Source organism: Xenorhabdus eapokensis (assembly GCF_001908105.1).
In genome coordinates this window covers 1-1,230 of record NZ_MKGQ01000116.1, presented here as the reverse complement: position 1 = coordinate 1,230, position 1,230 = coordinate 1, and the positions used below count along the sequence as shown (strand labels likewise).

1 protein-coding gene is annotated in these 1,230 nt (G+C 52.3%); it reads right to left on the bottom strand.

Going from position 1 to position 1,230, the window contains the following annotated elements:
- Positions 1-1,230: amino acid adenylation domain-containing protein (locus Xedl_RS19640; RefSeq protein WP_143187508.1), on the bottom strand; the 1,230-nt coding region annotated here is incomplete at both ends.

The following is a 1,230-nucleotide window of genomic DNA, read 5'->3' as shown; positions in this document are numbered from 1 at the left end:
GCTGGCAGCGCGTTGCGATCCAGTTTACCGTTGGCGGACATCGGGAAGGCGTCCAGCATCACAAACGCATTGGGTAGCATGTACTCCATCAATCTGGTACTGAGTTGTTCACGCAAATCTGCCGGTTTTAGCGTGATGCCGGTTGCGGGGATCACATAGGCAATTAAACGTTTGTCACCGGTGTCTTCTTCACGGGCGATCACCACGGCATCGCTGACGCCTTCGCAAGCCGCCAGTTGTGCCTCAATTTCCCCCAATTCAATGCGGAAACCGCGTAGCTTGACCTGAAAATCATTGCGCCCCAGATATTCAATCATACCGTTTGGCAACCAGCGTCCTAAGTCACCGGTTTTATACATACGGGCATCAGGCTGTTCACTGAATGGATCAGTGACAAATTTCTCCGCCGTCAAATCGGGACGGTTGAGATAACCACGGGCAACCCCGACGCCGGCAATATGGATTTCACCCCTGACACCAATAGGAACCGGCTGGCCGTGCGTATCCAGAATATAAATGCGGGTGTTGGGCAGCGGGTAACCTATCGGGATAACCCCGTTGAGATGCGATGAATTTTGCTGATCCAATGTCAGCGTGGTGGCAATCACCGTGGTTTCCGTCGGGCCATACGAGTTAATCCAGCGGCAGGATTGGGTTTGTGGATGAGACAACCAACTGATTAAATGGCGATATTCCGCTTTTTCACCGCCCACAATAAGGGTGTGCAGATAGGGGCTAAAGCCACTGCGTCCCGCTATCATCTCCTGTACCCAGTGGTGCCAGAAGGCGGTGGGCATATCTATAATGGTGATTTTCTGTTCACGCAAGAAGGTGACAAAAGTGATATCGGGTATCCGAATATGGGGCGGCCGCAGAACCAGCGTTGCACCGGAGGCCAGCGTGGGGAAAATATCGGAGACCGAGGTATCAAATGCGATGGTGGCAAATTGCAGGATACGATCCCCCAATTGTGGTTCACTGGTTTGATGCTGGGCATGGATAAAGTTCACCACATTACGGTGCTCCAGCATCACGCCTTTGGGTTGTCCGGTGGAGCCGGAAGTATAGATAATATAGGCCAGATGATGGGGTTTAAGTGGCACATCAGGATTATGTACCGGCTGTTGTGCCACCTTATTTCGCTGAGATTCATCATCCAGCAGCCAGACGGGCAGGTCTGCTGATGGTAACAGTTCCTGCAAATGTTGCTGCGTCAGCAATAACACCGGC